Raw genomic sequence first — 26,195 nt, 5'->3', positions numbered from 1 at the left:
GTCGTATCGAACGTTTCAACAAAAAATACGGTATCAAGTAAGAAAAATAAAACAGGCATTTCTTTATTGGATTGTCTGTTTTTATTCTATTAGTAATTGTATAATTTAAACCCAAGGGGAATAATAATGTTAGAAAATAGAAAATTCGGTTGGATAGAATGTATCTGTGGTAGTATGTTTTCTGGAAAATCAGAAGAGCTATTAAGACGTATAAAACGAGGAGTAATCGCAAAGCAAAATGTACTTTTATTTAAACCGTCTATAGATAATAGATATGAAGAAAATAAAGTTTCTACACACAATGGAAATAGTTATGAATCTGTTAATATAGATAAAGCAGAAGAAGTTTATGACTATATAAAAGATAAAAAATATGATATTATAGGTATTGATGAGGTACAATTTTTTGATAATAAAATAATTGAAGTAATAAATAAACTTGCAGATGATGGTGTACGTGTTATTGTAGCAGGATTAGATATGGACTTTAAAGCAGAACCATTTTATCCAATGCCAGAAATTATGGCTATTAGCGAAATGGTTACAAAACTTCATGCAGTTTGTAATAAGTGTGGTAAAGAAGCAAGTAGAAGCCAAAGATTGATAAATGGAGAACCAGCTAAGTATGATGATCCAATAGTAGTAATTGGAGCAAGCGAATCGTATGAGGCTAGATGTCGTCATTGTCATGAAATTAAAAGATAAATTAGGAGGAACAAATGGAAATTTTTGGACAACTTGAGATAGTTGAAGAGCGTTATGAAAAGTTAAATGAATTACTTAGCGATCCAGACGTAGTAAGTGATACTAAGAAATTAATGGAATATTCAAAAGAACAACGTTCTATCGAAAAAACAGTATCAGTATTTAGAGAATATAAAGATATAGTTCAACAAATAAAAGATACTAAAGAACTTCTCGAAATTGAAGAAGATAAAGAAATGAAAGAAATGATGCAAGAGGAGATTAAAGAATTAGAACCAACGCTTGCACCTATGGAAGAAGAATTAAAAATCTTATTATTACCAAAAGATCCAAATGATGGTAAAAATGTTGTTGTCGAGGTTCGTGGAGCTGCTGGTGGAGATGAAGCACAATTATTCGCAGGTGACTTATTACGTATGTACACTAGATTTGCTGAATCTCAAGGATGGAAAGTTGACGTACTAGAACGTTCAGAGACTGGAATCGGTGGTATTAAAGAAGCAATTTTTATTGTTTCTGGAGAAGATGTGTATTCTAAGATGAAATTTGAAAGTGGAGCACACCGTGTACAACGTGTTCCAACAACAGAATCAAGTGGACGTATCCACACTTCAACTGCAACAGTAGTAGTATTACCAGAAGCTGAAGAGATTGAAATTGATATTAATGAAAATGATATCCGTGTTGATACATTTGCATCAAGTGGTGCTGGAGGTCAATCGGTTAATACAACTATGTCAGCTGTACGTTTAACTCACATTCCTACAGGAGTTGTAGTATCTATGCAGGATGAACGTTCTCAGATTAAGAATAAAGAAAAAGCTATGAAAGTTTTACGTGCTCGTGTATATGATAAATATCAACAAGAAGAGCAAGCTAAGTTTGATGCTGAACGTAAATCAAAAGTTGGTACTGGGGACCGTTCTGAGCGTATTAGAACTTATAACTATCCTCAAAATCGTGTTACTGACCACAGAATTGGTTTAACTATTCAAAAATTAGACCAAATTATGGAAGGTAAACTTGATGAAGTTCTAGAAGCTCTTCGTATAGCTGAACAAGCCGAAAAAATGGCAGAACTTAATAAAGGTGAAGAACTATAATGAACAGAAGGCAAGCTATAACAAAAGCTTGTCTTCTTTTAAGAAGGCAAGGGAAAGAAGAGAGTCTAGCAAGATTTTTATTAATGTATATGTTAGATGAAAGTCCACAGCTATTCTCAAATAATATTTCAGAGGAATTATTTGGAGAAAATGAAGAAATATATTTTTCTTTAATAGAAAAACATATTAGAGAAGATATGCCATTAAGTCATTTGGTAGGATTTGAGTATTTTTATGATAGAAAATTTAAAGTTACAAAAGATGTCCTATCGCCAAGAATGGAGACTGAAGAGCTTATATATAGGGTAATTGAATATGTAAAAACAACTAAGAAAGATAGTATAAAGATCTTAGATCTTTGTACTGGAAGTGGTATAATAGCTATCACGCTAAAAAAAGAATTAGAACTAAAGTCAGTTGAGCTTATAGCTAGCGATATTAGTGAAGAAGCTTTAGTAGTTGCAAAAGAAAATGCAGAACTAAATAATGCAGATATTAAATTTATACAATCAGATATCTTTAATAATATAGATGAAAAATTTGATATTATTGTTTCTAATCCTCCATATATAGATCGCAAGGATAAAATTACGATGAAAACTAATGTATTGAATTATGATCCTCATTTAGCATTATTTGCAGAAGAAGAGGGGATGTATTTTTATCGGAAAATTGTAGAAGAAGCTAAAAATTATCTAAATGATAGTGGTGTTATATTCTTTGAAATAGGACACGATCAAAGAGAAAAAATTACAAAATTGGCAGATATAAATGATTATCATGTTGAAGTATATAAAGATTTAAATGGTCGAGATAGGATGGCATTTTTAGCAAAAAAATAAAAAAGACGAGAGTTATTTAGAAAATTATCTAAGTTAATAAACTCTCGTCTTTATTTCTATTGTGATAATCTGTTTAAAATCAAAAATTAAAGTTCCCTATAAACTCCTACACATTCTCCAATTATTTCAACATTTCTAGTAACTATTGGTTCGTAATCGGGATTACATGGATAAAGAATTACATTGTCGTTTTTTACGAATATTTTTTTTAGAGATGCTTCATTCCATTCAGTTAAACGAACAGCGGCAATTTTCCCATTTCTAACAGAACTTTGTTGCCTTATAAATACTAAATCTCCATCGAATATTCCAGCTTCTATCATGCTATCACCCTTAACACGTAATGCAAAATCCGCACGCATTCCTTGATCAATAAAAATATGCTCATCATATTCTTCTTCAATATATACACCATCTCCAGCACAGATAGTGCCAAGAATTGGCAGTTTTGATACATCATCAGAAAAATCGAAAGTTTCATCTAATCTATTTTCAGAAGACGTATGTTCCATAATTTCACTTTCTCCAACAAGCCAATCAGGATTAACAGATAAATATTCTGCAATTACAAGCAGTTTATCACGCTTAGGTGTGTACTTACCTTTAGACCAGTCGCTAATAGATGAGGGAGTGATTTTAGTCGAGCGAGCGAGTTCTGCCTGTTTTATATTCTTTTCTTTTAAACATTTTTTAAATCTAATACTAAAAGTTGTAGTCATAATGCTAAATTCCAATCTTTTTTTGTTTATATTTAAATTATAAAGTAAACCGTACATAAAATCAAGAGAATTTAATAAAAAAATTAAGAAATATGAATTTTTCTCTTGATTTTCGGTTTTCCGTATGGTATTATATAAATACAGAAAGAAATTAAGTTTTACGTATAAAAGAAAGAAGGTAATATTATGTTTATATTTTGGATTATTATATTGGTGTTATTAGCAAAAGTTTTTACATTTTTCGAAACGAATCAATTAAAAATTGTAAAAAGAGGTAAATTAAATCGAAAAGTCTATTAGATAGATTTCATAAATTTAAAGTAGTTATTATGAAGAAAGATTATTATTTATTATTATAAGATTAGGTGTATTATATTAATACGGCTAGTCTTATTTGTTTTATTTTAATATTTGTAATTAGATAATTTTGTGAAATGTATTTATATAACGTTTTCAATGATGTAATTATAATAAAAACTATGTACTAATACTAGAAAATATTGTATAATAAAAAATATAATAATAATATTAGGAGGATTTCTTAATGAAATTAGTATTAACTAGACACGGTGAAAGCCAATGGAATCTAGAAAATAGATTTACTGGATGGGTTGATGTAGATATCACTGATAAAGGTAGACAAGAAGCGATTAAAGGTGGACAAACTCTTAAAGAATTAGGTCTTACTTTTGATGTTGCTTATACATCATACCAAAAACGTGCTATCAAAACTTTAAATCTATTCTTAGAAGAATTAGATTTATTATGGATTCCAGTATATAAAAGCTGGAGATTAAATGAAAGACACTACGGTGCTTTACAAGGGTTAAACAAAGCAGAAACTGCTGAAAAATATGGTGATGAACAAGTTCACATCTGGAGAAGAAGTTTTGATGTAGCACCTCCAGCATTAGATAAATCTAGTGATATGTATCCAGGAAACATCGATAGATACAAAGAAATTCCAGAAGGAGAAATTCCAACAGGAGAAAGCTTAAAACTTACTATTGATCGTGTATTACCATACTGGGAAAGCGATATTTCAAAACAAATTAAAGCTGGTAAAAACGTACTTATTTCTGCTCATGGTAACAGTTTAAGAGCGTTAATCAAATACTTATTAAATATCTCAGATGAACAAATCTTAGATCTTAACTTACCAACTGGTACTCCATTAGTATTTGAAATTGACGAGAACTTAAACATTATCTCAGCACCAGAATTATTCTAATAAGTAATGAAAAAGCTGATAATATTACTAACAACCTTGCTTATATTGCAGGGTTGTAGTTCTAAAGGAGATTTCTCTACCGAGCAATTACAAAAACTTACTAATTCTGTGACTTTGAGCCAGCTAGAAAAAACAGAATTTGATAAGAAAGAAAATAAATTAGTTATCTATACAGATGATGAAGTTATAAACAAAGAGGGATTTGATTCAATTTTAAAATCACTTAAATTGAATAGTTTTAATGGGAAAACATTAACTGCTGATAAAATAACTTCAACAGAGTTTAGTGATAAAGACTTTAATATTGTTATTGTTACAAAAAATAATAATAAAGTTACTTTTAGTACTAAAGATAGTGCAAATAAAAACTATAGTATAGAACAAACTAAATACTCAAAAAATTATATGAAAAATAAATTATCTGCTTTTTCTAAAGAGTTAATAAGTTTTGATGAGTTAGCAGGAACTATTGAAACAGATTTAGATAAATCTCGTCCACTAGGTGATAAAGTAGACAAATTTAAAGATGTTACAGATAAAGTAAATGCATCTATATTGACTTTGAAATCATTATCTAAAGATACGGTTGAATATGAAAAACTAGATGAAGTTAAACAAAAAATTACTAGATTAGAAGTTTTAACTAATACTGTAATTACTGCTGTAAATTCATCTGTAGAAGCTAAAAAAGGTTCTGTGATTGCGGGAGCATTTTTAAGTATTAATGATATTGACAAAATCGCACGCGATCTTGCTGCAATGTAATAGTAAAGCCTGAGAATAGAAATAACTCTATTTTTAGGCTTATATTATATTTAAAGAAAATCTGTAGAGAATAAATGTTACATCTTTTAAATTATAACACTGAAAAATAAACATTAAGTAACTAGTAATTGTTATAAAAAATTTTTTAAAATCGCTTGACACACATATATATATATATATATAATGGTATGTATAAATATAATAGTATATATAAATTTAAAAGGAGATATGCAATGAAGAAAAAATTTTTATTAAGTTTTGTTGCGAGTGGTATTTCACTAAGTGGTATGAGTTTTGGTTTAGTTACAAAACATATTGACAACGCTTATGCAGTAGATAGCAAAGAGGAAGCTAAGTATGATAAATTTTTAGGATATGTTACAATGGAAAATCATCAATTTCATTTTATAAGTGGGTCGCCAATACTTAGTTTTGTAGATAGAAATGGGAAAAAAATAGATATTCCTGATTATAAATTTGTAAACGTAAGAGCAAATCATGAAGCTGATCCTACCGGATTTCGCGGGCGTACAAACCCTATAAGAAATTCACTATCTGAGAATGTTTGGACTCATACTCGCACTAATGCTTTCACTGGTGAAACTTCTACTGAGGTAGAACGAGTTCAGGTTTATGTATTTTTCTGGGACGGAAAAGATAACACAAAAGTAATGGGAGATAAGTATTTTGTTAAAAATACTAATGGGGTTTTATCTTATGAACTTGTTAATACAGGGATAGATAGCATAAATAATTTTAGAGGTGCTACTGGTGACCCAATTTATCTTGGACTAAAAGAAAAAATGAAAGTTACACCTACTGCCCCTATTAAACCTAGTGAAAAAGCAAACGCTGGTGCTAACAACAACGCTGGTACAGAAGTAAAACCAAACAATGGTGGTAACGCAAACGCTGGTACTAACAACAACCCTGGTACAGAAGTGAAACCAAACAATGATGGTAACGCAAACGCTGGTACTAACAACAACGCTGGTACTAACAGTAGTAGTGCCGTAGCTCCAGCTCCAACTCCAGTTAAACCAGAAACTAAAGTTTACACTGAAGCTGAAATCGAAGCTCTTCAAAACAAAGCAGCTGACTTAGAAAAAGAAGTTGCTGAGTTAGAAAAATTAATAGCTGAAAATGAAAATAATCCAGATGCAGTTGACTATGTTACTGCAGCTAAAAATAAATTAGAAGATAAAAAAGCTGAACTTGAGAAAAAAGAAGCTGAACTTGAAGAAGCTCTTAAAGGATTAGAACCAAAAGTTGAATCTTCAAATGGTACTGAGGCTCCAATTAACAACGTTCCTGAATTAGGTAATGTTGATAAATTAAAAATTGAAGCTGAGATTGAACAACTTAAGGAACAAATCAAAGATGGTGAAGAAAATGGTGCTGAACCTTACTATATTGAAGGATTAAAAGCTAGATTAGCTGACCTTGAAGAAGCTCTTGAAATTTTAGCTGCTAACAAACCTGCTGTTAACGAAGTTCCTGAATTTGATTTATCAAAACTTCCTCAACCAGCTCCAGGTGCTGCTGGACCTGACTTCAGTCAAAGACCTCAAGGTGACGGAAATAGCTTTGGACCAAAAACTGAAGCTAAAGAAGAAGCTAAAGCTGAAACTAAAGAAGGTACATTACCAAACACAGGTATGACTACTTCTAGCACTGTAGCATTAGGATTAAGCTTAATCGCTTTAGTAGGTCTTGCTGTAAGACGTAAATTAAACAACTAATCGTTAATTAGTGTATAGAAACATTAAAGAGTATGGATTTTTTCCATACTCTTTTTTGTTGTATAATAAATTCGGGGTATGGAAAAAATTCCGGCCTCGGATTTAGTATACAACTTTTTTCCGTTAGTCTGACCTTTTGATGAACTTAATTTTTAGATTTTTAATTCTTTAAAAATTTGAGAACTATAGAGAGAGTTAGAAGAATAAATCACAATATTATTCTGATAAGATTTTGGGAGTGACTCAAAAATCGTGATTTTAGTGAATTTAGCTATCAATAAACCACTGCGTCTATGAATTATCATATACACTTTTTTAAAATTTAGGATTTTTGAGTCAGCCCCCTTTTTAATGTTTATTAAAGGAAATCAGTAGGTTTAATATCTTCCATACCTATCATTGGATCGATAGTATTAATGTTTTGATAGTCTAGTATATATGTCTTTAATTCATTGTTTATATCAATATTATTAATTTCCTCTTCTTTGTCTGTTGTAAAGAACCATTCTAAAGCAGTTTGTCTGTTAACTACATTTGTTGGTTCGATAGATTTGTAAAATACATTTGAGTTACCGCAAAGAATCAATTTTTTCTTAGCACGAGTTATAGCGGTATACGTTAGATTTTTATTTAACATGAAATTATAATTATCGATAAAAGGAATTATAACATTTTCAAACTCAGATCCTTGAGCTTTATGAATCGAACAAGCATATGAGAGTGTTATTTGATTAAGTTCTTGTTTTTCATAAGTAACATAATTATCGTCATAATCAATAACTATTTTAACTTTATTTCCTTCTTTGTATATTTCTTGAATATAACCAATATCGCCATTGAATATATTATCTTCAGGTCTATTTACAAGTTGCATAACCCTATCATTAATTTTATAAATTAGTTCTCCATATTCAATTTGTTCATCATTATCATTGAATCTTGATTGAATAGCTGTATTTATCTCATTTATACCACTGGTACCTTTATAAATAGGGGCAAGTATTTGAATATTTTCTTTGCTTGTAGTCTTAATCAAATCATCATAAACAGCAGAAATAACATTTATCATTTCGTTTTTATTTGCTGAAATAAACTCTTTATCATCAAAATTTTCTAGTATATCAAATGGAATATTATTTTTTATAGAATGTGAGATATTAATAATACTAGAGTGTTCACTTTGTCTAAATATTTTATTTAATTTTACCGTAGAAATAGCATTGGAATTTATTAAGTCATTCAAAACATTACCAGGTGCAATTGATGGAAGTTGATCGTTATCTCCAACTAAAATTATTTTGGAATCTTTATGGATTATCTTCAATAGGTTGTACATTAAGAAGACATCAATCATACTTGATTCATCAATAATTACTAATTCTGATTTTATACTTTTGTCACTGACAAATTCTTCCATATTTTCATCTTCTGTACTCCATCCAATTGCTTTATGTATAGTTGAAGCATAAAAGCCAGTACTTTCTGACATTCGTTTTGCAGCCTTACCAGTAGGAGCGCATAGTGTAATAATATTTCTAGTTTCATCGAGTAAGTCGTGGATGCTATAATTTTTAATCTTTTGAAATATTTTAATTACTGCTAGAATAATAGTTGTTTTACCAGTTCCAGGTCCTCCTGTTAAAATAGCAAAGTTATTTAGAATACAGTTTTTAATTGCGGCAATTTGTACGATATCGTATTCTATTTCTAATTCTTCTTCAATTTCAGTAATATATTTGTCTAATAATTCATCGCTGATATCAACACTATTTTCTTGTTGTAATCTACGTTTTATATCACTGTAAATAGAATATTCTGAGTAATAAATTTCTGGTAAAAATACTCTATCTTCGATTTCAATTAATTTTCCAGTATCTAAAGCGAAGGTATATGCATTTAGGATATCTTGCTTATCAACGGCTGTATTTCTTGAAGAATAAAGCACGTTAAAAGTATTGTATAAAAGATTATTTTTTGAAATGTAGGTATTCCCAGTAGAGAAACAAAATGAATTAATCGTATATATAAAACCATAAAGAATTCGATTTCGATCGTTCACTGCAATTTCGTTAATTTCAGCAATCTTATCAACTGTTTTGAAATTAATTCCTTTTATATCTTTTATTAGTGCGTAGGGATTTTCTGTAATTGTGCGTAATGTGTTATGTTTATAAAAATTATAAATTTTTAATATCAGATTATTACTTAAGTTATATTCATTTAGCTTTAATATAATATCTTGTGTTTGTTTGTTGGCAACTATAGTAGCGTAGATAGTATCTTTACGTTGAGTTGGTATACCTTTAATTTTAAATAAGGCATCTTTATCTTCGTATATTTTATCTAATGCATCTACGCCTAAACTGTCTACTATTAGTTCAGCGGTTTTTCTACCTACACCTTGAAAAATTGAACTAGATAAGTATGAAACAATAGCTTCTTTATCTTTTTCAATAACTGGTTCGACTACGATAGCCGAAAGTTGAATTCCATATTTTCTATGTTGTACGATTTCTCCTTTAAAAGAATATAAATCATCTTCTACAAATTCAAAATCATTAAATGTACCAACGACGCTCAAATAGTCCCCTTCAGCAAAATCATATTTATCATTTAAAAAAATTGATAGAATATAATAATTATTCTCTTTATTATGGAAAATAATCTTGTTTAAATATCCTTCTACTGTTTGCATATAAATCTCCTACAAATTTCTTCCTATGAACAATGATAATATATAATAATGAAAATGTCTAGTGAGGATAATAAAAATAATTGTAGATAAAGGGTCTGACCCAAAAGTCCTAAATTTTAACAAGGTTTATATAAAAATTCATATACGCAGTGGTTTATTGATATTTAAATTCACTTTATAAAAGATTTTTAGATATCTAACAAACTGTGTGGGATGACTAGACAAAATCTTGTTTCTAGAAAGAGCGATTTTTGAGTCACTCCCAGCTACATTTTATAGAAAAAGAAAAAATATTACAGGAAATGAATATGTTATTTTAGTTACAAAATAAGTTTCGTTATGGCAATTTTTTTTATAAAGTGTTATAATAAAATGATAATAAAAAAAGGAGGTTTAATCTGTGGTTACAGTTAAAAATGTATATAACCATCTTAATAAATTAGCTGATGTTAAGCTGGCTGAAAAATGGGACAATGTTGGCTTAATGTTAGGAGATTATAATAATGAGGTAAATGAAGTATTAGTTTGCTTAGATGTAACTACTAAGGTTGTTGAAGAAGCAATAGCTAACAATATTGACTTAATAGTATCGCATCATCCACTGATTTTTAAACCTCTAAAGTCGCTTGATTTCACAGAAGATTTTAAATCTAATATTATTAGAGATCTAATTAAAAATGATATTGCGGTAATTTCATTCCATACTAATTTAGATTCAGCAACTCTTGGACTTAATGATCATTTAGCTAAATTACTTAACTTAAAGGATATTAATGTACTGTTTGAACATAATTTAGATAATACTGCCGGTTTAGGAAGAATTGGAAAGTTAGAAAAAACGCTAGTTTTTAGTGACTTCATTAAATATGTAAAAGAAAAATATTCGTTAGAAACAGTCTCGGCTGTAATTGGTGAAGAGAAAGAAATAAGTACAGTTGCACTATTAGGTGGAAGCGGCGCAGATTTTCTTTATACTTTACCTGAAGAGGTAGATGTTTACTTAACAGGTGACGTAGGATATCATGCAGCTTTAGATGCTATTGAAATGAAAAAGAATATAATAGATATTGGACATTATGCAGAAAGTTTAGTAAAAGATTTATTGTTAAATTATATTACTGAATTGGATGTGAAGGTAAAAAAATCAGATGTAGAAGCATCACCGTTTAAAATAATATAAGGATATAGGAGGTTCCTTTAGTAACCCAAATTTATATCATAAGGAGGTACATAAGTATGGCAAAAGCAACACCAACAATGGAAGATTACATTGAAGTAATATATTCTTTAGTAAAAAATAAAGGTTACGCTAGAAGTGCGGATATTGCAGAAAAACTTGAAGTTTATCCTTCTACAGTAACTAAAATGTTAAAAAAACTTGATGTTGAAGGATATATAGTTTATGAGAAGTATAGAGGTATTGCCCTAACTGAACAAGGTGAAAAAATGGGAGAATACGCACTTACTAGACATGAGTTATTAGAAGATTTTCTAAGATTAATAGGCGTAGATGAAGATAAAGTATATGATGAAGTTGAAGGTATTGAACACCACTTTGGACGAAGTTCATTAGAAAAAATTAAAGACTTAATGAAATACTTAAAAGACAATAATTATAAAGCGTAAAGGAGAATTATAGTGGTAGATAAAGAATATTTAAAATTATGTCAAAATATTTTGGATAATGGTATTTCTAAGGAAGATAGGACAGGAGTTGGTACTAAAAGTATTTTTGGTTATCAGATGAAGTTTGATCTTTCAAAAGGTTTTCCGTTATTAACGACTAAAAAAGTAAATTTTAATTTAGTATGGTCTGAATTACTTTGGTTTATAAAAGGTGATACAAATATTAAGTTTTTACTTCAAAATAAAAATAACATTTGGAATGAATGGGCATTTAAAAAATGGATAGAAAGTGATGAATATACCGGTCCTGATATGACAGATTTCGGGCATCGCACATTAGTAGATGAGGAATTTTCTAAACTTTATAAAGAACAAATGAACTTATTTAAAGAAAAGATTCTTTCAGATGAGGATTTTTCTAGCAAATATGGTGATTTAGGTAATGTTTATGGAAAACAATGGCGTGATTTTAATGGTATTGATCAATTAAAAAATGTTGTGGAACAAATCAAAAAAAATCCATCATCGCGTCGCTTAATAGTTTCGTCTTGGAATCCTGCTGAAGTTGATTCAATGGCGTTACCACCTTGTCATTCATTATTCCAATTCTATGTTAATGATGGTAAATTAAGTTGCCAATTATATCAAAGAAGCGGTGATGTATTCTTAGGAGTGCCTTTCAATATCGCCTCTTATGCATTATTAACAATATTAATCGCTAAAGAGTGTAATCTAGAGATAGGAGAATTTGTACATACCCTTGGGGATGCTCATATTTATAGTAATCATTTTGAACAAGTAAAAGAGCAGATGTCTAGAGAGCCGTTTGCATTACCTACTTTAAAAATTAATGATTTTGATAGTATATTTGATCTTCAAATAGGTGATGTAGAACTTGTAAATTATGAAAGTCATCCATTTATAAAAGCCCCAATCGCAGTATAGGAGGAACGCTATGTTATCGCTAATTGTTGCATATGATAAAAATAAATCTATTGGTCAGGAAAACACTATTCCATGGCGAATAAAAAAGGATATGTTAAGAGTTAAAGAACTTACAACTAATCAAACTATTATCATGGGGCGCAAAACACTAGACAGTATAGGGCGCGCCTTACCAAATAGAATTAACAGGGTACTAACCAGAGATAAGAGTTCTTTAAGTCATTATAAAAATATCGAAGTTTATTCTGATGATACAATATTAGAAAATATAGAAACAGACAAAGTATTTATTTTTGGTGGTGGAGCTATATATAATATGTATATTGATAAATGCGATGAAATGTTTATTACTGAAGTTGATACTATAGTAGAAGCTGATACGAAGTTTCCTGATTTTGACTTAAATGAATGGGAATTAGTTAGTAGACAAGAATTTTCAAAAGATGAAGAAAATGAATTTGACTTTGCATTTATACATTATAAGAGAAAGAGGGGAGAGTAAATGGTAGAAAAAGTAAAAATTGTAATCGATTCATCTAGTGATTTAACTTTTGATGAAATAAAAAAATATGATGTTGATATTATTCCGCTTACTATTAATGTGGATGGTATTGAATATGATTATCGTACAATAAGTAATGATGAGTATATTGAAAAAATGCGCACCGCAACTTCATATTCAACAAGCCAACCAGCTATTGGTAAATTTATTGAAGTATTTGAAAAGTGGACTAGTGAGGGATATAAAGTTATTGTCTTAACATTATCGTCTGCTTTAAGTGGAACTTATAATACGGCTGTGACCGCAAGTTCAGAGTTTGATGGAGTGTATGTAGTGGATACTAAAACTACTACACGAGGTATGGTTTTTATTTTAAAAGAATGTTTAAAACAACTTGAAGGTAATGTAGACTTAGAAACTATTGTTGCTAATTTAAGAGAAAAGACTAAAAATATTTTAACTTATGTTACAATCGATAAACTTGACAATTTAGTAAAAGGTGGTAGACTAAGTAAGTCACAAGCTTTAATTGGAGGTTTATTAAATATTAAGGTTTTAACTCAATTAAAAGAAACTGAGTTAGTTGCTTTAGATAAGGTTCGTGGTAAAAAGAAACTTATTAAGACTTTAATTAACCACATAGAAGAAGATAAAAATGATAGAACAATAAAAAGTATAAGTTTACCAAATTCAATTGCTGATGAATATATTACAATAATAAAATCAGAGTTAAAAGAAGCGTTTGATTATGAAGTTAGTGAAGATGAAATATTCACAACAACACCAATTATTTCAACGCATACAGGTGAAAATGCAGTAGGTATCTTAGTAGAGTTAGTATAATCGGAGGTAAAGATTATGACAAATTTCGATGAAACAAGATTATTTGATAGCAATTTATATGATAAAAATGATATTCATAATATATTGAAGAATGTAGTAGAAACAATAAAAAGCCGAGGATATGACCCAATCAATCAACTTATGGGTTATATTAAAACGGCAGACCCAGTATATATTCCTCGTGATAATCATGCTAGGGAGCAAATCAGACTTGTGGAAATGGATGATATATTAGAATATTTACTATACTTTTTTATACAGGAGTCATAGATGTTAGAAAAAAGAATTATGGGGCTAGATTATGGATCGAAAACCATAGGTGTAGCCGTTAGTGATCTATTAGGTTTTACTGCTCAAGGTATTGAAACAATTAATATCAATGAGCAGGTAAAAGATTTCAAGATTAAAAGAATAAAAGAGCTTGTATTGGAGCATAATGTAGGAACTATTGTTGTAGGTCTTCCTAAAAACATGGACAATTCTGTAGGATTTAGAGGAGAGGCGACACTATATTTTGTAGAAGTATTAAAAAAGAAAATAAAAAATGTCGAAATTATTCTACAAGATGAGCGATTGACAACGATGGGTGCTGAAAGAGTACTTCTTGAAGCTAATGTTTCAAGAAAAAAAAGAAAAAATGTTATTGATAAAATGGCTGCTGTATTAATATTGCAGACATATTTAGATAAATTAAATTAATATAAAATCTCAGGAGGATAATAAAATGCAAGAGAAAGATTTAAAAAACATTAGTATTGATAATACTGAAGAGGTATATACACTTAGTACTTTAGAAGGTGAAGAAAAAGAGTATCGTAAAATATTAGAATTTACGAACCCTACAAATGGTAATTTATACTATATCTTCGCTGAAGAGGAAACTATTGATGAAGAAGAAATCAGTATCTTCCCTATGGTATGTGTAGAAGATGGTGATGAAATGAGATTTGAACCAGTTGAAACAGATGAAGAATATGATATGATTTCAGAAGTACTAGATACTTTTTATTACGACGAGAGTGAATAAAAGATGAGAGAAGATAAAATAAGAAGAAGTAGAGAACTTAGGCAAAAAAATAGAAGAAAAAAATCTATTATTCCTATGTTATTAACTATCATCGTTGTTTTAGGTATTGTTGTTTTATCAGGATTCTATTACATGACAACTCCAGTAGATAAAAGCAACAATAAAGATGTTACTGTTGAAATAAAAGAAAATTACGGTAGCGCTAAAATTGCTCAAGAATTAAAGGCAAAAGGTCTAATACGCAATGAAGAAGTATTTAAATTGTACGCTAGATTATCACCTAATACTTCATTTTATGTAGGTAAATTTAATTTGAAACAAAGTATGAATTTATCGCAGATTATACAAGAATTGGGAACAAAAGATAAAGCAACGTCAAGAAATAGTTTTGCTTTGATAGAAGGTGACAGCATATTAAAAATTGCTAAAAATCTTGAAAAAACAAATCTAAGTTCAGAAGAATTTTTGGCTAAGGTTAATGATGCGGAATTTATAAAAAAACTTCAAAAACAATTTCCAGAGCTTATAACAGATGAAGTTTACGGAAAAGATATTAAATATGCGTTAGAGGGATATTTATATCCAGCAATTTATAATCTTACTGATGATGAGACTGTCGAGGGATTAATTACTAAGATGGTTAAATTAACAAATGACAAAGTAGTTCCTTTGTACAAAAAGAATAGTCGTTTATGGAAAATTAGTGGACAAGAGAAACAAATTTCTATTCATGATTATATGACAATGGCAAGTATACTTGAAAAAGAATCTACCAAGTCTGATGAAAACAAACTTATTGCGAGTGTATTTCTAAATAGGTTGGCTCAAGGTATGAAATTACAAACTGATCCTTCGGCTAACTATGCGGCTGATAAACTTACTGGTGCGCCAACACAAGCAGAATTAAGTTTAAATTCTCCATATAATACGTATGTGGTGGTAGGATTACCTCCAGGACCTATTTCGTCTATTGGATCTGTTTCTTATGAAGCACTAAATAATGCCGAAAATACAGATTATTTATATTTCCTACACGCTACTAAAGGTGGTAAGGCGTACTTTTCTAAAACATATGACGAACATGAAAAATTAGCTAAGGAACATATTGAAGGATATATTCCTTCAGGAAGTTAATAAAATATTAATGAGCGGTGCTGACTCAACAAAATCGATTTCTATGAAATTGAGATTTTAGAGTCACTCCCGCTCTTTTTATATTTAAAATGGTACTATTGATAAAAAATAAAGAATAAGGTAAAATTAATTGTAAGATAAAAACTTAGGAGAAATTATGCAACAGTATTTTTTAAATGAAGAGTTAAATGTTGAATCAACATATGAATTATCAAAAGAAGATAGTAATCATATTGTAAGAATTATGAGAAAACAAAATAATGATAAAGTGTATGTTGTATTTAAAAATGAAATTAAATATATTTGTACAATTATAGATAATAATGTAGATAAGGTATTAGTTGTTCCATACGAGCAGGTAAGCGGTAGTAATGAGCTTCCAACAAAAATCACAGTAGCTATACCGCCATTAAAAAATGATAAGATAGAATACTTAATTCAAAAACTAACAGAACTTGGAATAAGTAATATAGTTCTATTTAATTCAGAAAGAAACATTGCTAAAATCAAGAAGGATAAAGTAGATTCTAAACTTAATAGATGGTCAAAAATTATTAAAGAAGCCTCAGAACAATCAAAACGAAATCTTATACCAGATATTACATATGTTGATAGTTTAAGAGATTTAGTGAATTTTGCTGAGAAATATGATCATAAAGTGGTGGCTTATGAAAAAGAATCAGTAAATGAAGATAATATTAATCTTAGAAATCTATTAAATTCGGAGTTAAATAATAAAGATGTAATAGCAGTTTTTGGAAGTGAAGGTGGTCTATCAGAAAATGAGATTAATATTTTAACTGAGAATAAATTTAGTGTGATAGGATTAGGTAAAAGAATATTAAGAGCTGAAACAGCTCCGCTATATTTTGTTAGTTGTGTAGCTTATTTTAGCGAATTTAAGTAAAGGAGTCTAGACTATGAGTGTAGAATTGAATTTAACTGCAAAAGAAATATATGAAAAAGAATTTAAAAAAAGTAGAGTTAAAGGATATAGTGAAGAAGATGTAAATGATTATTTGGATTTAATAATTGAAGACTATATGAAATTAGATAAACTTTTAACTCGCTTAAAAGAATTAGAAATTGAAAATCAAAATCTAAAAATTAAAATAGATGCTTTAAAAAATACAAATCGCGAAGAAAGACCTGTGCAAGTTACTAATTTAGATATTTTAAAAAGATTATCTAAACTTGAAACGGCTGTATTTGGCTCGAACGGAGTAGATTATGATTTGTAAAATATTAATCTATTAAAAAGGAGATAATAATGAATGTATTATTAATTGTATCTGGAGGAATTGCTGCATATAAAGCAATAGACTTATCTAGTTCTCTTGTGAAAAAAGGTTACAATGTAAAAGTTATTTTAACAAAAAATGCTGAGAATTTTGTAACTCACTTACCTTTTCAGACTTTAACAAAAAATAAAGTATATACTAGTACGTTTGATGAATTAGATGAAAAAGAAATACAACACATAGATTTGACTAAATGGGCTGATAAAATAATCGTTGCTCCTGCTACAGCAAATATAATTTCAAAATTTTCTAGTGGGATTGCTGATGATTTAGCTACTTCATTAATGCTTGCTGTTAGAGATTTTAAAAAAGTATATATAGTACCTGCTATGAATACTGCTATGTATAATAATCCTATTATTAAAGAGAATATAAGGAAACTAGAGAGTTTTGGTTTTAATTTTGTTGAACCGGATAGTGGTTTATTAGCGTGCGGTGATATAGGTGAGGGGAAATTTCCAAGTATTGAAAAAATTGAAAAAACAGTGTTCTCTTCAGAAAGAGTTGATTTAAAAGGTAAGAAGGTACTAGTTACTGCTGGACCAACTAAGGAATTTATAGACCCATTTAGATGTTTAACAAATCCATCTTCAGGAAAGATGGGTATCGCTATTGCCAATGAATTTGCAAGACGCGGAGCTAGTGTTATTCTAGTAACAAGCGTTGAAAGTAATAATATTAATGAAAATATAAATGTTATAAAAATAATTAGCACTAGTGATATGTTTGAAGCGGTGAGAAATAATTATAAAGATTGTGATTATATAGTGAAAGCTGCAGCAGTTTCAGATTATACCCCTGTTGAAGTATTTGATAAAAAAGTTAAGAAACAAGATGGCTTTTTATCAATAGAATTTAAAAGAACACAAGATATACTCAAATATGTTGGAGAAAATAAATCTAAGAATCAAAAAGTAATAGGTTTTGCTGCTGAAACTAATAATTTGATTGATTATGCAAAAGAAAAAATTATTAAAAAGAACCTTGATTATATAGTTGCTAATGATATTTCACAAAATGATATAGGCTTTGGTAGTGATAATAATGAAGTCTATATAATAGACAAGTTTGATAAGATAACTAAGATTGATAAAAATAGTAAAGATAATGTAGCAAGAGCAATAGTAAATGAAGTGACAAAGTAACATTTATTGATTTATGTAATTAATTGAAAGTGAGGTGAGATTATGTATGCTGAAGTAATAATTGATGTAAACAATCATAATGTTAATCAAAGCTATTATTATTTAATTCCAAGAGAGTTGCAAGATAGAGATTTAGAAGGGTATAGAGTAGAAGTACCTTTTGGTTCAAGAGTAATTCAAGGGTATATAGTAGCTGTTAAAAAAGGTAAATTAGAGGCTAGAGAGGTTAAGGATTTTAAGTATATAAAGAAAATTAAAGATGATTTTCCAATTTTAACTAAAGAAATGATACTATTGTCTAAAGTAATGACTGACGAATTGTTTTGTACTAGAATTCAAGCAATTGAAACATTAATCCCCACTAGTTTAAAGAATAAATATGTTGAGTATTATGAACTAATAGATGCAAATACCACTTTACTTTTAGATTATGCTAAACATTTTAATAGTGAAAATTTAATTGAAAAGAAAAAATTTGAAAAGTTGTTTACTATTGATCAAATTGGTTATTTAATCTCACTCAAAGCTATAAGACTTATAAGTAAAATTAAAGAAGTAAATAATGTTGAAGTAGAGGAATACATTAAAATTAATGAGTATAACAATGAAAAACTTACAAAAAAACAATTAGAACTAGTTAACTATTTACTTAAGAATAATAAAATTAAGAAATCTAAGATAAAGGATATTCTGAATATAGGAAGTTCTGTTGTAAAAAAATTACTCGAATTAAATATATTAAAGGTTGTAGAAGAGGAAGTTGTTAAGAATATTAATACAGATATTATTCAAAATGATACTACTCTTAGTAAATATCAACAAGTTATTTATGATAAAGTAAGTGAAAACTTTGATAAATCAAAATTTAATGAATATCTTCTTCATGGTGTTACTGGATCGGGTAAAACGGAAATATACATTAAACTTGTCGAAACAGTAATTAAAAATGGAAAAGATGCCATAGTCCTAGTACCTGAAATTATTTTAACACCACAGATTGAGAAAAAATTTAGAAAAGTCTTCAATGATAATATAGCTGTTATTCATTCTAGATTAAATTCTAGAGAAAAGTATACTGAGTGGAAAAAAATAAGAGATGGAAAAGTTAAAATATGCTTAGGAACTAGATCGGCAATTTTCGCTCCTTTTCGTAATTTAGGTATTGTTATTATTGATGAAGAGCATGAAAATAGTTATAAACAAACAGACTCACCTAGATATGATGCTAAAGATATTGCTAAAAAACGTGGATTTTATAATAAATGTACAGTATTATATGCAAGTGCAACACCTTCTGTAGATTTGTATTATAATTTTGAAAATAATAATCCTAATAATTTATTAAAATTATCGCATAGATTCAATAATAAATTACCAAAAATTAGTGTTGTTCACATTGATGATAAAGAAGACGTTATTGCAACTGAATTATTAATTAGAATTAAAGAAAAAATAGAAAAAAATGAACAAGTCTTATTATTAATGAACAAACGGGGTTATACTAATTTTATTCGTTGTTTTTCTTGTGGGCATTTATACAAGTGTGAAAATTGTGATATAAGTTTAAACTATCATAAACATGATAACTCATTACGTTGTCATTTTTGTGGGTATCAAAAAAAAATCACAAGTATTTCTAAATGCTGTGAATACCCTGAATTAGTATCTGGTAATTATGGTATTCAACGTGTAGAAGAGTTTTTATATCAAAATATTCCAGGTATTAGAATAACAAGGATGGATTCTGATACAACAAGCAAAAAAGGTGCGTACGAAAAACTCTTAACTGATTTTAAAAATCATAAATCTGATATTTTATTAGGTACTCAAATGATTTCAAAAGGTTTAGATTTTCCAAACATTACTTTAGTAGGGGTATTATCAATTGATAGTATGATTGCATTACCTAGTTTTAAAGCTAATGAAAAACTATTCCAATTATTAGTTCAAACTGCAGGAAGAGCAGGACGTAGTAAGAAAGAAGGAGAAGTTGTTTTTCAAACAAACATCGCAAGTAATATAATAGATTATGCAATTGAACATAGTTATGAAAAGTTTTATAAGTACGAATTAAATCGTCGAAAACTAATTGATTATCCCCCGTTTTGTAAAATATCATTTATAACAATCAAAGGTTATGAAGAGAAAAAAACAGAACAAGTCGCTAAGATGATATATAGTTTTATTAATGGGAAGCAGAAAGGTTTATCTATACTAGGGCCAAACAAGAGTTTGTTTTATAAGATAAATAAAGAATATAAATTTAATATTGCGATTAGATATAAGGATGAAAATTATAAACAATTATATCCAATTTTAAAATATATAAATGATTATTTTGCTGAAAGTTTTTCGAGAGAAAAAATATCGATAACAATAGATAATGCAGCCTTAGATTATATGTAAATTTTCAAATTTAATTGTACGGATATTTCATTAAAAAAGAATATTATGTACTAATGAAATCAACTTACTAGTATAGCTATGTGAGTTGATTTTATTTTTGAAAAAAGCGATAAAAATTTGAAAAAAACGCGATTTTATCGTATAATAAAGAGATGTAGAATTATACTTAAATGACTGGAGGAAGATTGTGGAAATAGAACAAGTTATAAAAATTTCACAACTCTATGATTTTTACTCTGAATTACTAAGTGATAAACAAAAGCAATATTTAGATGATTATTATTTCAATGATCTATCACTTACAGAGATTTCTGAGAATTATAATATATCAAAACAAGCTGTATCAAATAATATTAAGAGAACGATAGTAGAATTAGAGCAGTTTGAAGAAAAGTTAAATTTAATAAAATTAAACAATCAAAGATTGTTTTTACTTAATGAAATAAAAAAATCAACCGTAGATACAGAAGTATTAACGTATGTTGAGGAATTGATAAAACTAGAAAATTAGGAGAGCTTGTATGGCATTTGAGAATTTATCGGAAAGATTACAAAATACAATAGCTAAACTTACTGGGAAAGGTAAAGTCTCTGAAGCAGATGTTAAAGAGATGATGCGTGAGGTTAGATTAGCTTTATTAGAAGCGGACGTTAACTTTAAAGTAGTAAAAGAATTCGTAAAGAAAATTAGCGAAAGAGCTGTTGGAACTGAAGTTATGAAATCATTAACTCCAGCACAACAAATAGTAAAAATTGTTAATGAAGAACTTGTTGAATTACTGGGTGGTTCTAATGTTGAATTAAATCAAGGCGGTAAAATTACAACTGTGATGATGGTTGGTCTTCAAGGGGCTGGTAAAACTACTACTGCAGGGAAACTAGCGTTAAAAGTGAAAAAAACTATGAAGAAAAAACCGCTTCTTATTGCTGCAGACGTATATAGACCAGCTGCGGTTCAACAATTAAAAACATTAGGGAAGCAGCTTGATATTGAAGTTTTTTATGTTGATAAAGATCCAGTGGATATTGTTAAAGATGGGTTAGAATTTGCAAAAGAAAATTATTTTAACTATGTAATTATTGATACTGCAGGGCGTCTTCACATTGATGAATTATTAATGGATGAGTTGAAAAATATTAAAGCTGCTACAACGCCAGATGAAATTTTACTTGTTGTTGATGCAATGATAGGACAAGAAGCGGTTAATATTGCTACATCATTTGACGAACAACTTGATATAACAGGATTAGTACTTACTAAATTAGACGGAGACACACGTGGTGGGGCTGCATTATCTATTAAATCTATCACAGGAAAACCTATTAAATTAGTGGGTATGGGTGAAAAAATGAATGACTTAGAGTTGTTCCACCCTGAACGTATGGCATCTCGTATCTTAGGTATGGGTGATGTACTTACACTAATTGAAAAAGCTCAAGCGTCAATAGATGAAGATGAAGCAAAAAAAATGCAAGAAAAAATTCTAAATCAAAGTTTTACTTTTGAGGATTTTCTGACTCAGTTAGAACAAGTAAAAAAACTAGGAAGTCTTAAAGATATACTTGGGATGATTCCAGGTATGGGTAAACTTAAAAATATGAATTTAGATGCAGTTGACGAAAGACAATTTGTCTATATTGAGGCAATTATTAAATCGATGACTATTGAAGAAAGACAAAATCCTGATATTATTAGTGTTCCACGTAGAAAACGTATTGCCCAAGGTAGTGGACGTCCTATAAATGAAGTTCATAAACTTATTAAACAGTTTGAGGAAATGAGAAAAATGATGAAGCAATTTGGTGGGCTTATGAATGACAAATCTAAGAGAAAGGGTCTAGGAAGAATGTTTGGCGGCAAACTTCCGTTCTAGAATATTTTATGAATAATATAGTTTTATTCCAACCAGAAATCCCGGCTAATACTGGAAATATTGCTCGTACGTGCGTGGGAACTAATACAAGATTACACTTAATAAGACCATTGGGTTTTTCAATTGATGATAAGCATGTTAAAAGAGCCGGTTTAGATTATTGGGATAATTTAGATTTAGTTGTGTGGGATAGTTTTGATGAATTTTTGGAAGCTACAAATGATAAGAATTATTTTTTAATCACTAAATTTGGTTCAAAAAATTACTGTGATTTTGATTTTTCAAATGAAAATAATGAAGATATTTACTTTATTTTTGGAAGAGAAACAAAAGGACTACCCAAAGATTTTAGAGAAAAATATAGTGAACAAGCATTACGTATTCCAATGAGTGAAAATGTTCGTTCATTAAACTTGTCGAATACTGCTGCTTTAGTAATTTATGAAGCATTAAGACAACAAAATTTTAATAAATTACAGTAATATGCGGATTATTTTGGGTTATCCCCAAAAATATATTAAGAACATATAGATACCGTGATTTATTGATATCTAATTTTTTCAAAAAAAGGTTTTTAGATATCTAATAAATTTTCTGAGGTGTGACTCGACATCGATTTCTTCGAAAACACGATATATAAGTCACTACCTATTTACAAGAATATAAAAGGAGATAAACATGACATTTGTTGATATTATAGATGATAATAACTTAGTTGAAGACAGTACTAAAGAGATGTTACTAAAATTATTGGAATGTGCTGCCGAGTATGAAAATGTTGATACTGAAATTACTGAGATGTCATTGTCTTTTGTAAGTAAAGATGAAATACAAGAAATTAATCGTGATTATAGAGGAAAAGATGTTCCTACTGATGTTATTTCTTTTGCATTAAACGATGAAGTCGAAGATGAAATTGATATTATTGGTCTTGAAGATGAAATTAATTCAATTGGAGATGTAATTATCTGTGTTGACATTGCACATGAACAGGCTAAAGAGTATGAACATAGTTTCGATAGAGAAATAGGTTTTCTTGCTGTCCATGGATTTCTACACCTATTAGGATATGATCACATGACTGAAGAAGATGAAAAAGAAATGTTTGCTAAACAAGATGAAATCTTAGAGAAATTTGGTTTAAGGAGATAAGCATGTTTGAAGAACAAATTAAAACGGGTTTTGTCACAATTATAGGTAGACCTAATGCCGGTAAATCAACGCTATTAAACAACATATTACAACAAAAAATTGCAATTATGTCTGATAAACCACAAACTACTAGAAATATTATTAATGGTGTTTATACAGACAATGATTCTCAAATCGTATTTATAGATACACCTGGTATTCATAAACCAAAACATAGACTAGGTGACTATATGATGAAACTTGCTAGTAGTGCAATACAGGAGTCAGAGATAGTATATCTAATCATTAATGCTAGTGAAAAATTTGGACCTGGAGATCAACATCTGATTAATATTGTTAAAGAGTTAAAAGTTCCAACGTTTCTATTGATTAATAAAATCGATTTAATTTCACCTGAACAATTAATTCAAATAATTGAATTTTACAAAGATTTGTATGACTTTGTGGAAATAGTTCCGATTTCTGCGCTTAAATCAATAAATGTTGATAATCTATTAAATACAACTAAAAAATACTTACAACCAAGTTATAAAATGTATCCTGATGACGTGATAACTGATTCACCTGAATATTTTGTAATTTCGGAATTTATACGAGAAAAAGTATTACAATTAACAGAACAAGAAATTCCACATTCAATTGCCGTTGTTATTGATAGAATTGAAAAACAACCAGGCAAAAAGAAAAATATCATCGCTACTATTGTTGTTGAAAGAAAATCACAAAAAGGTATGATTATTGGTAAACAAGGTAAAATGATTAAAGAAATAGGCTCAAGAGCAAGAAAAGATATTGAAGTTCTTCTTGGGGAAAAAGTATTTTTAGAACTTTGGGTCAAAGTGATTGATAATTGGAGATCAAAACCAAATCAAATTCGTGATTTAGGTTATAGGGATGATATCTTTGACTAATAGAAACTACGTAACAGGAATTATAATAAAAAAAATAAGATATAAAGATTATCATGAAATACTACATGTATTGACAAAACATGGAAATATAGAGAGTTTCTTTTATGAGAATGTACATAAAAGTAAAAAGAAAATAAAAGTTAGCACACCTTATGAAGTATCAATAAATTTCTTTCCTACAAATGGTATGAATAAAATAACAAATTTAGAAATTGAAAATACATATACTAATATAGTTTATGATATTTTGAAAAATAGTTATGTATCGAATATGTTAGAGTATGTTAACTTAATTAATGATAGTTCTATTAATATGTATAAGTTACTAAAACTATGTTTAGAAAAAATAGAAGATGATATTTCGGAAAAGCTAGTTTTAAATTATTATTTATGTCAAATATTAAAAGAACAAGGATTCATGTTTAAATATCAAAAAACAGAGTATAGTTATATTGGTTATAGTTTTTTTAAGAGTAGTTTTGTGGATAAATTTAACATAGATCAAAGTGTATATGGATTAAATGATTCTTTAGTAAAACTGACATATTATATGACTGTTAAAAATATAAACTTTTTAGAAGGTTTAGAAATTGATAATAAAGATTTACTTCGCCTATTTTCTTTCTTAAATATTTTATTTAAAGAATTCATAGGAATAGAAACTAAATCTTATACTAAAATATTAGAACTTGAAGAAATGCTTAGTTCTAATTAAGAAAGAGGCTTTATATGAATAATGCAATAGGAGTATTTGATAGTGGAGTAGGTGGTTTAACAGTTGCTCGTGAAATTATGAGACAATTACCTAACGAAACTATTTATTATTTCGGAGATGTTAAAAACTGTCCATATGGAGATAAAAATAAGGAAGAGATAATAGTAAATACGGATAGAGCAGTGAAATTCTTGATAAATAAAGGTGTTAAGATGATAGTCCTAGCGTGTAATACAGCCACAGCCGCTGCGTTAGAATATTTACAAGGTAAATATGATGTACCAATAATAGGAGTTGTTCAACCAGGTGCAAGACGTGCTATTCAAGCAACAGAAAATAAAAAAGTACTTGTTTTAGGAACTAAATTTACAGCAAATTCAAAAGTTTATGATCTAGAAATAGAAAACATAAATTCTGATATTATTGTCTTTGATAAAGCTTGTCCAATGTTTGTCCCATTTATAGAGACAGAAGGTAATCTTGATAAAGAGGCAACACGACGAATGATTAAAGAAACATTAGAAAATACGAATACTTTAGGTGTTGATACTGTAGTTTTAGGCTGTACACACTATCCTATATTAAAAAAAGATATTGAAGAATACTATGGAAATAACATTAAGGTTATATCTTCTGGTAGAGAAGCAGCGCGAGAAGTAAGTACAGTATTAGGATATGCAAAACTTCATCAGAAGAAGTTTAATAAAAAAGATCATAAATTTTTCATCTCACAACATAGTGATAATTTTAATAATATTGCTTCTAAGTGGTTAAATAAAGAAATCAATGCAGAAGTTATTGAAATATAGGAG

28 protein-coding genes are annotated in these 26,195 nt (G+C 28.8%); 26 read left to right on the top strand and 2 right to left on the bottom strand.

Features of this window, described 5'->3' with window-relative positions; genetic code table 11:
* The first annotated feature begins 126 nt into the window (after window positions 1–126).
* From RWS90_RS01210 to prmC, 3 genes are read left to right on the top strand one after another with little or no spacing between them, the layout of a single operon-like run.
* Window positions 127–705: a thymidine kinase gene (locus tag RWS90_RS01210; RefSeq protein ID WP_314548115.1), complete on the top strand. Its 579-nt coding sequence runs from the start codon at window positions 127–129 to the stop codon at window positions 703–705.
* Window positions 706–719: 14 nt separating this feature from the next.
* On the top strand, window positions 720–1,808 hold the full coding sequence (gene prfA, locus RWS90_RS01205) for a peptide chain release factor 1 (protein ID WP_314086278.1): 1,089 nt from the start codon (window positions 720–722) through the stop codon (window positions 1,806–1,808).
* A complete protein-coding gene (gene prmC, locus RWS90_RS01200; RefSeq protein ID WP_314548113.1) occupies window positions 1,808–2,650 on the top strand; it encodes a peptide chain release factor N(5)-glutamine methyltransferase in 843 nt (280 codons plus the stop codon). The genes prfA and prmC overlap by 1 nt, the downstream gene beginning before the upstream one ends.
* Window positions 2,651–2,736: 86 nt before the next feature.
* Here prmC and RWS90_RS01195 read toward each other — a convergent pair whose 3' ends face one another.
* Window positions 2,737–3,369: a S24 family peptidase gene (locus tag RWS90_RS01195; protein ID WP_314548111.1), complete on the bottom strand. Its 633-nt coding sequence runs from the start codon at window positions 3,367–3,369 to the stop codon at window positions 2,737–2,739.
* A 544-nt stretch (window positions 3,370–3,913) separates the two neighbouring features.
* On the opposite strand from RWS90_RS01195, the gene gpmA reads away from it, so the two are divergent.
* The 3 genes from gpmA (at window position 3,914) to RWS90_RS01180 (ending at window position 7,107) form a co-directional block, all read left to right on the top strand.
* Complete coding sequence (gene gpmA, locus RWS90_RS01190) at window positions 3,914–4,600, top strand: 2,3-diphosphoglycerate-dependent phosphoglycerate mutase (RefSeq protein WP_314548108.1); 687 nt, start codon at window positions 3,914–3,916, stop codon at window positions 4,598–4,600.
* Between the two features lie 6 nt (window positions 4,601–4,606).
* Window positions 4,607–5,365: a hypothetical protein gene (locus RWS90_RS01185; protein WP_314548106.1), complete on the top strand. Its 759-nt coding sequence runs from the start codon at window positions 4,607–4,609 to the stop codon at window positions 5,363–5,365.
* A gap of 233 nt (window positions 5,366–5,598) precedes the next feature.
* On the top strand, window positions 5,599–7,107 hold the full coding sequence (locus RWS90_RS01180) for an LPXTG cell wall anchor domain-containing protein (RefSeq protein ID WP_314548105.1): 1,509 nt from the start codon (window positions 5,599–5,601) through the stop codon (window positions 7,105–7,107).
* Between the two features lie 358 nt (window positions 7,108–7,465).
* Here RWS90_RS01180 and RWS90_RS01175 read toward each other — a convergent pair whose 3' ends face one another.
* Window positions 7,466–9,802 carry an ATP-dependent RecD-like DNA helicase gene (locus tag RWS90_RS01175; RefSeq protein ID WP_314086265.1) on the bottom strand — a complete coding sequence of 779 codons (2,337 nt, stop codon included), beginning with the start codon at window positions 9,800–9,802 and terminating at the stop codon, window positions 7,466–7,468.
* A 400-nt stretch (window positions 9,803–10,202) separates the two neighbouring features.
* Between RWS90_RS01175 and RWS90_RS01170 the strand changes: the two genes are divergently transcribed.
* The 20 genes from RWS90_RS01170 (at window position 10,203) to racE (ending at window position 26,192) form a co-directional block, all read left to right on the top strand.
* Window positions 10,203–10,982 (top strand): Nif3-like dinuclear metal center hexameric protein, encoded by a 780-nt coding sequence (locus RWS90_RS01170; RefSeq protein WP_314548104.1) that lies wholly within the window; start codon window positions 10,203–10,205, stop codon window positions 10,980–10,982.
* Between the two features lie 56 nt (window positions 10,983–11,038).
* Window positions 11,039–11,428, top strand: a complete 390-nt coding sequence (mntR, locus tag RWS90_RS01165; RefSeq protein ID WP_314086261.1) for a transcriptional regulator MntR — start codon at window positions 11,039–11,041, stop codon at window positions 11,426–11,428.
* A gap of 12 nt (window positions 11,429–11,440) precedes the next feature.
* Window positions 11,441–12,373, top strand: coding sequence for a thymidylate synthase (locus RWS90_RS01160; RefSeq protein WP_399541405.1), 933 nt, complete (start codon window positions 11,441–11,443; stop codon window positions 12,371–12,373).
* A 10-nt stretch (window positions 12,374–12,383) separates the two neighbouring features.
* Window positions 12,384–12,875 (top strand): dihydrofolate reductase, encoded by a 492-nt coding sequence (locus tag RWS90_RS01155; protein WP_314548103.1) that lies wholly within the window; start codon window positions 12,384–12,386, stop codon window positions 12,873–12,875.
* Window positions 12,876–13,718, top strand: a complete 843-nt coding sequence (locus RWS90_RS01150) for a DegV family protein (RefSeq protein WP_314548101.1) — start codon at window positions 12,876–12,878, stop codon at window positions 13,716–13,718.
* A 15-nt stretch (window positions 13,719–13,733) separates the two neighbouring features.
* On the top strand, window positions 13,734–13,988 hold the full coding sequence (locus RWS90_RS01145; RefSeq protein WP_314548100.1) for an IreB family regulatory phosphoprotein: 255 nt from the start codon (window positions 13,734–13,736) through the stop codon (window positions 13,986–13,988).
* A complete protein-coding gene (ruvX, locus tag RWS90_RS01140) occupies window positions 13,989–14,417 on the top strand; it encodes a Holliday junction resolvase RuvX (RefSeq protein WP_314548099.1) in 429 nt (142 codons plus the stop codon). It abuts the gene before it with no gap.
* Between the two features lie 25 nt (window positions 14,418–14,442).
* The gene (locus RWS90_RS01135; protein WP_314086248.1) at window positions 14,443–14,745 is read left to right on the top strand and encodes a DUF1292 domain-containing protein; all 303 of its coding nucleotides are present in this window, start codon (window positions 14,443–14,445) and stop codon (window positions 14,743–14,745) included.
* Window positions 14,746–14,748: 3 nt separating this feature from the next.
* Entirely contained in the window at window positions 14,749–15,879 is a 1,131-nt protein-coding gene (gene mltG / locus RWS90_RS01130; RefSeq protein WP_314548097.1) for an endolytic transglycosylase MltG, read from the top strand.
* 157 nt (window positions 15,880–16,036) lie between these two features.
* Window positions 16,037–16,786: a 16S rRNA (uracil(1498)-N(3))-methyltransferase gene (locus RWS90_RS01125; RefSeq protein ID WP_314548096.1), complete on the top strand. Its 750-nt coding sequence runs from the start codon at window positions 16,037–16,039 to the stop codon at window positions 16,784–16,786.
* A gap of 13 nt (window positions 16,787–16,799) precedes the next feature.
* Window positions 16,800–17,120 (top strand): DivIVA domain-containing protein, encoded by a 321-nt coding sequence (locus tag RWS90_RS01120; protein ID WP_314548094.1) that lies wholly within the window; start codon window positions 16,800–16,802, stop codon window positions 17,118–17,120.
* Between the two features lie 26 nt (window positions 17,121–17,146).
* Entirely contained in the window at window positions 17,147–18,325 is a 1,179-nt protein-coding gene (gene coaBC / locus RWS90_RS01115; RefSeq protein ID WP_399541410.1) for a bifunctional phosphopantothenoylcysteine decarboxylase/phosphopantothenate--cysteine ligase CoaBC, read from the top strand.
* Between the two features lie 42 nt (window positions 18,326–18,367).
* The gene (gene priA, locus RWS90_RS01110) at window positions 18,368–20,731 is read left to right on the top strand and encodes a primosomal protein N' (RefSeq protein WP_314548092.1); all 2,364 of its coding nucleotides are present in this window, start codon (window positions 18,368–18,370) and stop codon (window positions 20,729–20,731) included.
* A gap of 187 nt (window positions 20,732–20,918) precedes the next feature.
* Window positions 20,919–21,242: a YlxM family DNA-binding protein gene (gene ylxM / locus RWS90_RS01105; RefSeq protein WP_314084238.1), complete on the top strand. Its 324-nt coding sequence runs from the start codon at window positions 20,919–20,921 to the stop codon at window positions 21,240–21,242.
* Window positions 21,243–21,252: 10 nt separating this feature from the next.
* On the top strand, window positions 21,253–22,605 hold the full coding sequence (gene ffh / locus RWS90_RS01100) for a signal recognition particle protein (RefSeq protein ID WP_314548089.1): 1,353 nt from the start codon (window positions 21,253–21,255) through the stop codon (window positions 22,603–22,605).
* 8 nt (window positions 22,606–22,613) lie between these two features.
* Complete coding sequence (gene trmL / locus RWS90_RS01095) at window positions 22,614–23,087, top strand: tRNA (uridine(34)/cytosine(34)/5-carboxymethylaminomethyluridine(34)-2'-O)-methyltransferase TrmL (protein ID WP_314548088.1); 474 nt, start codon at window positions 22,614–22,616, stop codon at window positions 23,085–23,087.
* Between the two features lie 196 nt (window positions 23,088–23,283).
* Window positions 23,284–23,757: an rRNA maturation RNase YbeY gene (ybeY, locus tag RWS90_RS01090; RefSeq protein WP_314548087.1), complete on the top strand. Its 474-nt coding sequence runs from the start codon at window positions 23,284–23,286 to the stop codon at window positions 23,755–23,757.
* 2 nt (window positions 23,758–23,759) lie between these two features.
* Complete coding sequence (gene era / locus RWS90_RS01085) at window positions 23,760–24,668, top strand: GTPase Era (RefSeq protein ID WP_314548085.1); 909 nt, start codon at window positions 23,760–23,762, stop codon at window positions 24,666–24,668.
* The gene (gene recO, locus RWS90_RS01080; RefSeq protein WP_314548084.1) at window positions 24,652–25,383 is read left to right on the top strand and encodes a DNA repair protein RecO; all 732 of its coding nucleotides are present in this window, start codon (window positions 24,652–24,654) and stop codon (window positions 25,381–25,383) included. Before era ends, recO begins: the two co-directional genes overlap by 17 nt.
* A gap of 14 nt (window positions 25,384–25,397) precedes the next feature.
* Complete coding sequence (gene racE, locus RWS90_RS01075) at window positions 25,398–26,192, top strand: glutamate racemase (protein WP_314548082.1); 795 nt, start codon at window positions 25,398–25,400, stop codon at window positions 26,190–26,192.
* Window positions 26,193–26,195 lie beyond the last annotated feature (3 nt).

The organism is uncultured Gemella sp., assembly GCF_963529685.1.
In the GTDB taxonomy this organism is placed as follows: domain Bacteria; phylum Bacillota; class Bacilli; order Staphylococcales; family Gemellaceae; genus Gemella.
The sequence above is the reverse complement of the archived record's forward strand: the minus strand, read 5'-3'. Positions and strand labels throughout refer to the sequence as shown.